Source organism: Micromonospora sp. NPDC048843 (genome assembly GCF_040649965.1).
Classification (GTDB): Bacteria; Actinomycetota; Actinomycetes; order Mycobacteriales; family Micromonosporaceae; genus Micromonospora; species Micromonospora hortensis.
Window position 1 is genome coordinate 1 of the sequence record NZ_JBEZGJ010000297.1, and the last position, 5,495, is coordinate 5,495.

Consider the following 5,495-nt stretch of genomic DNA (forward strand, 5'->3'; position numbering starts at 1 on the left):
CGAACTCAACGGACGACCACGCCAAACCCTCGACTGGCAGAATCCAGCCGAGGTACTCCACAAACACCTAGTCGCAACAGCCGCTTGAAACCGCCCCATGCGGACACCGCGGTTTCCAGGAATCCGAGTCGATCAAGCCCTGGCGGCCCGGTCGATCAAGCCCGAAGGCCCAGGCGCCCGGGGTGGTGGGTGGTCACCCGCGCCCGACCGGCGCAGAATGGCTCGGTCGAGAGGAGGCGGGACGAGTGACGCTGGCGCTCTACCGCAAGTACCGGCCGCGTACCTTCGCTGAGGTCATCGGTCAGGAGCACGTGACCGAGCCGCTGTCGCAGGCGCTGCGCAGCGGACGGCTCAACCACGCCTACCTCTTCTCCGGCCCCCGTGGCTGCGGCAAGACCACCAGCGCCCGGATCATGGCCCGCTCGCTCAACTGTGAGCAGGGCCCCACTCCCGAGCCGTGCGGCAAGTGTGACTCCTGCCGCTCGCTGGCCGCCGACGGTGCCGGCTCGATCGACGTGATCGAGATCGACGCGGCCAGCCACGGCGGTGTCGACGACGCCCGCGAGCTGCGCGAGCGCGCCTTCTTCGCGCCAGCCAGCAGCCGCTTCAAGATCTACATCATCGACGAGGCGCACATGGTCTCGACCCAGGGCTTCAACGCCCTGCTCAAGCTGGTCGAGGAACCCCCTGAGTACGTCAAGTTCATCTTCGCCACCACCGAGCCGGAGAAGGTCCTCGGCACGATCCGGTCGCGGACCCACCACTACCCGTTCCGGCTGTTTCCGCCGAAGGTGGTCCGCCCGTACCTGGAGCAACTCACCCAGGCCGAGGGCGTCGCCGTCGAGCCGGCGGTCTTCCCGCTGGTGGTCCGCGCCGGTGGCGGCAGCATGCGGGACAGCCTCTCGGTGCTCGACCAGCTCATCGCTGGCGCCGGCGCGGAGGGGGTCAGCTACGCCCGGGCCGTCGCGCTGCTCGGGGTCACCGACTCGGCGCTGATCGACGAGATGTGCGACGCGCTGGCCGCCGGAGACGGCGCCGCCGCGTACGCCACCGTCGACCGGGTCGCCGAGGCCGGGCACGACATGCGCCGGTTCGCCTCCGACCTGCTGGAACGGCTGCGCGACCTGATCGTCATCCAGCAGGTGCCGGACGCCGCCGCGAAGGGCCTGATCGACGCCCCGGCCGACCAGATCGAGCGGATGGCGGCCCAGGCTTCGCAGCTCGGCTCGGCAACGCTGTCCCGCTGCGCCGACATCGTGCACAACGGCCTGGTCGAGATGCGCGGCACCACCGCGCCCCGCCTGCTGCTGGAGCTGATCTGCGCCCGGATGCTGCTGCCCGGCTCGGACGACTCCACCGGCGGCCTGCTCCAGCGCCTGGAGCGGATGGAACGCCGGCTCACAGTGGGCGGCACCGACGCGCCGTCGGCCGCCGCCGGCTCCGCGCCAACCAACCACCAAGGGGTACGCCCACAGCAAGCCACCCCGGTCCCGGCTGCCGCCACCCCGACACCAGTGAACGCCCCGACCTCCGCACCGCCGTGGGCTGTCGATCCGGCGGCGTCCCCGGCCCAGGGCGCTTCCGCCCCGGCTGCTTCGGCCACCGGGGCACCTGCCTCGCCTGCTCCGACCTCCGGTGTGCCGGCCTCGTACGCCTCGACGGCCGACTCGCCGATCCCGGCCTCCCCCGGCGCGTCGACCGGGTCGGCAACCGCTGACCAGTCCGTACCCGTCTCGCCCGCCGGGCCGGCCCCCCGTCGCGTGGTGCCACCGTCGGCGGTGCTTCCCGACCCGGCCACGCCCGCGCCGCCCCGACCCGGAGCACCGCCCGCCGCGCTGGACGCGGTAGCGGTCCGCCGCGTCTGGCCCGACGTGGTCGGCAAGGTCAACCGGACCAACAAGCGGATCGCCGCCCTGATGCGGGACGCGGTCGTCCGCGAACTCGACGGCGACATGCTGGTGCTGACTGTGAAGTCCACGGTGCTGGCCAAGATGATGGCCGACCATGCGGCGGTGCTCACCGACGCGCTCTACGAGGAGTTGGGCGGGCGCTGGCAGATCCGGTGCGAGGTGGCCGGCGAGCGTGGTGGCGTGTCGCTGTCCGGCTCACCGCGCGCGCAGCAGACCGCACCGGCCCGACCCGCCGCCCCGCCAGCCACGTCGGAAACGCCCGCCGCGACCCCGGCTGCCGCCGCCCCGACGAGCGCACCCCCAGCCGGGCCAAGCACGAACCCCGCGCCTGGCTCGAACCCCGCGCCTGGCTCGAACGCTGCGCCAGGTTCGAACCCTGTGCCTGGTTCGAACCCTGTGCCTGGTTCGAACCCCGCGCCTGGCTCGAACCCCGCGCCTGGCTCGAACGCTGCGCCTGGTTCGAACCCCGTGCCAGGTTCGAGCGCTGCGCCTGGTTCGAACGCTGCGCCTGGCTCGAACGGCGTGCCTGGTTCGAACCCTGCGCCTGGTTCGAACGCCGCGCCAGGTTCGAACCCTGCGCCTGGCTCGAACCCCGTGCCTGGTTCGAACCCTGCGCCTGGCTCGAACGGCGTGCCTGGCTCGAACGCTGCGCCTGGTTCGAACCCTGCGCCTGGCTCGAACCCCGTGCCAAGTTCGAGCGCAGCGCCTGGCTACAGCGCTGGGCCCGGCTCGACCGCTGGGTCCGGCTCGACCGCTGGGTCCGGCTCGAACGCAGCGCCAAGTGCGAACTCCGCCGGGCCGGGGACTGCGGGGCCCAACGCCCCGATCGCCGCCGGTCCGACGAACGCCTCGCCGACCGCCGCGAACCCGAGCGGCGCTGACGGCCCGGCTTTGCGCGGCGGTGCCGGTGCGGGTGCGGGTACCGCTGGTCACGGTGCTGGTGGGCAGGGCGCAGCGCCGTCCGCCCCGGCGGCGGACGACGACGGCGGCTGGCCGGAGGCGGCCCGTCCCGGCGGCGGCGCCCTCGCGGCCGAGGCCACTGATGACGAGGACTGGCCGGAGGCCGCTCGACCTGGCGGCGCGTTGGCCGGAAACGAGTCGAGCCCTCACTCCGCAGCGGTGTCGAGCGGCGCGACCGGCAGCACCGGGAACGGGAACGCCGGGAACGGCAGCGGCACCAACGGCAGCGGCACCAACGGCAGCGGCACCAACGGCAGCGGCACCAACGGCGGTGGCGCTAACGGCACCGGGCCAGGCGGTTCGGGAGGTTCCGGGTCAGCGGCCGGTGGCGGTAAGCCGGGCGGGCGGGGTAACCCGACACCGGCGGCCCGGCAGCCGGCGGCAGCCGGTGGTGCGCCGGTGAGCAGCGCCATCGCCGCGGCTCGCGCGGCGGCGGCGGGGCGCGGTGCGCGTACCGGAGCGGCAGCCCGGCCCGTCGCGGACGCCGAGTGGGCGGGCGAGCCGCCCTACGACCCGGACTTCGACGGCCCGGCGCGGGCCGGCCGGGCTGGCGGCGCGGCGCCGGCCCCGGCCCTTGAGGGGTTCGACCCGGGCGACGAGCCGTTGGACGAGATCATCGACGAGAAGACCGCGCGGGAGTCCAGCGAGGAGCAGGCGGTACGGCTGCTCCGGGAGACCTTCGGCGCCGAGAAGATCAACGAGGTCGACGCCCGCTAACAAGCCCTCCGGCCCGGCGATCTTGCAGTTTCGGTCGTCGTCTTGCGCCAAATGCCCCTTATGTCGCAGCAGGAAGTGCAAGATCGCGCAGGGGTGGGGTCTCGGCTAGTAGGACGCCCAGGGCGCAGGCCCAGAGGGGGAGGGGTAGGACGGCTACCCGTTCCATGCCGCCTACCCCGATGGCCAGGCCCTGTTGGGCGGCGAACAGTGTTGTTCCGGCCAGCGCGATGAGCCCGGCGGTGAGGGTCAGCCGTCGCCACCGGCCGAGTGTCGTGGTGCGTGGTGCGAAGCCGGCTAGGAGCAGGCCGATGTTGCCAATCCCCATGATCAGGACTGCGCCGAGGACGTGCAGGTTCTCGTCGACGTCGGCCGGATAGAGGGCCACGAGGGCGTATCCGCCGGTGGTCAGCAGCAGGAGTGTCTGGGCTGTGCGCACCACCGGGCCGCGGCCGAGGATTCGCCAGGTCAGCAGGAGCCCGGCGGCGAGCAGTACGGCGGTGGCCAGTGTCGCGGCGTTCATCAGTGGGTGCCACGGTGAGCAGACGTAGCGGGGGCGGGTGGTGTCCCAGACGCCGCAGTGGGCGTTGCCGAGGTCGCTGATGTTGTGGGTGGCCCAGCTGTAGGCCGGATCGCGCCACCGCAGCCCGGTGATCAGGCTGGCGACGAGGAAGATGGGCGCGGCCGCGAGCCAGCACAGTGCGCCGACCCGGCTGGTGCGGTTGAGGTTCATGCCACGAGCAGACCAGTGTGACGGCTATGGCCGCACTACCAGCAGATGGCCGATTCGGGGTAGGGGTAGCCGTACCCGAAGGCTCGGCGTGGGCGGACGCACCGGGCGGGGCGAGGTCGGTCCCAGCGGATAGGCTGAGCGGCGGTCGAGCAGACGAGTGCGAGAAGGAGCCATCCCGTGCGCCCAGGTGGACAGCCGAACATGCAGCAGATGCTGAAGCAGGCGCAGAAGATGCAGCAGCAGATCGCCGCCGCCCAGGCCGAGCTGGCCGAGGCCGAGCTGACCGGCACCGCCGGCGGCGGGTTGGTCACCGCGACGGTCTCCGGCTCCGGTGAGCTCAAGGCCATCAAGATCGACCCGAAGGCCGTCGACGCGGATGACGTCGAAACGCTGGAGGACCTGGTGGTCGCGGCAGTGCACAACGCCGCCGAGGCGGCCCGGGAGCTGACCGAGCGCAAGATGGGCCCGGTCGCCGGCGGCATGGGCGGCCTCGGCCTGCCCGGTTTCTGAGCCGGCAGATGTACGAAGGTGCCATCCAGGATCTGATCGACGAGCTGGGTCGGCTGCCGGGCGTGGGTCCGAAGAGCGCTCAGCGGATCGCGTTCCACGTCCTCTCGGCGGATCCGGCCGACGTCAACCGGCTGGCCGGCGCGCTGCGCAAGGTCAAGGAGCTGGTGCGGTTCTGCACCACCTGCTACAACGTGGCCGAGTCCGAGCAGTGCCGGATCTGCCGCGACCAGCGTCGTACCGACGAGGTGCTGTGCGTGGTCGAGGAGCCCAAGGACGTGGTGGCCATCGAGCGGACGGGTGAGTTCCGCGGTCGCTACCACGTGCTGGGTGGCGCGATCAACCCGCTGGAGGGGATCGGCCCGGACAACCTCCGCATCCGGGAGCTGATGATCCGGCTCGGTGGCGGCGGGGTGCGGGAGTTGATCCTGGCCACGGATCCGAACACCGAGGGCGAGGCGACCGCCACGTACCTGGCGTTGATGGTGAAGCCGATGGGCATCTCGGTGACCCGGCTGGCCAGTGGGCTGCCCGTCGGCGGCGATCTGGAGTACGCCGACGAGATCACTCTTGGTCGGGCCTTCGAGGGGCGCCGCGCGGTCCCCGGCACAAGCTGCTGGCCGACGTCACCCGGGTGCTCTCCGACGAGCGGGTCAACATCCTCTCCGCCA

General features: G+C 72.3%; 3 protein-coding genes and 1 pseudogene. 3 read left to right on the forward strand and 1 reads right to left on the reverse strand.

Annotated elements, in window-relative coordinates; all coding sequences use genetic code 11:
* Positions 1–245 precede the first annotated feature (245 nt).
* Positions 246–3,587 carry a DNA polymerase III subunit gamma and tau gene (locus AB0C20_RS34950; RefSeq protein ID WP_357569616.1) on the forward strand — a complete coding sequence of 1,114 codons (3,342 nt, stop codon included), beginning with the start codon at positions 246–248 and terminating at the stop codon, positions 3,585–3,587.
* Positions 3,588–3,645: 58 nt separating this feature from the next.
* Here AB0C20_RS34950 and AB0C20_RS34955 read toward each other — a convergent pair whose 3' ends face one another.
* Positions 3,646–4,317: a DUF998 domain-containing protein gene (locus tag AB0C20_RS34955; protein WP_357569617.1), complete on the reverse strand. Its 672-nt coding sequence runs from the start codon at positions 4,315–4,317 to the stop codon at positions 3,646–3,648.
* Between the two features lie 201 nt (positions 4,318–4,518).
* On the opposite strand from AB0C20_RS34955, the gene AB0C20_RS34960 reads away from it, so the two are divergent.
* Together AB0C20_RS34960 and recR are read left to right on the forward strand one after the other, a co-directional pair.
* Entirely contained in the window at positions 4,519–4,827 is a 309-nt protein-coding gene (locus AB0C20_RS34960) for a YbaB/EbfC family nucleoid-associated protein (RefSeq protein ID WP_030489880.1), read from the forward strand.
* 8 nt (positions 4,828–4,835) lie between these two features.
* A pseudogene (gene recR, locus AB0C20_RS34965) lies at positions 4,836–5,426 on the forward strand (recombination mediator RecR); the annotation flags it as partial.
* Positions 5,427–5,495 lie beyond the last annotated feature (69 nt).

Bases quoted from the DNA above. Each gene is read 5' to 3' on its own strand.
- AB0C20_RS34960 (WP_030489880.1), top strand. From the start codon at position 4,519: ATGCAGCAGATGCTGAAGCAGGCGCAGAAGATGCAGCAGCAGATCGCC.
- AB0C20_RS34955 (WP_357569617.1), bottom strand. From the start codon at position 4,317: ATGAACCTCAACCGCACCAGCCGGGTCGGCGCACTGTGCTGGCTCGCG.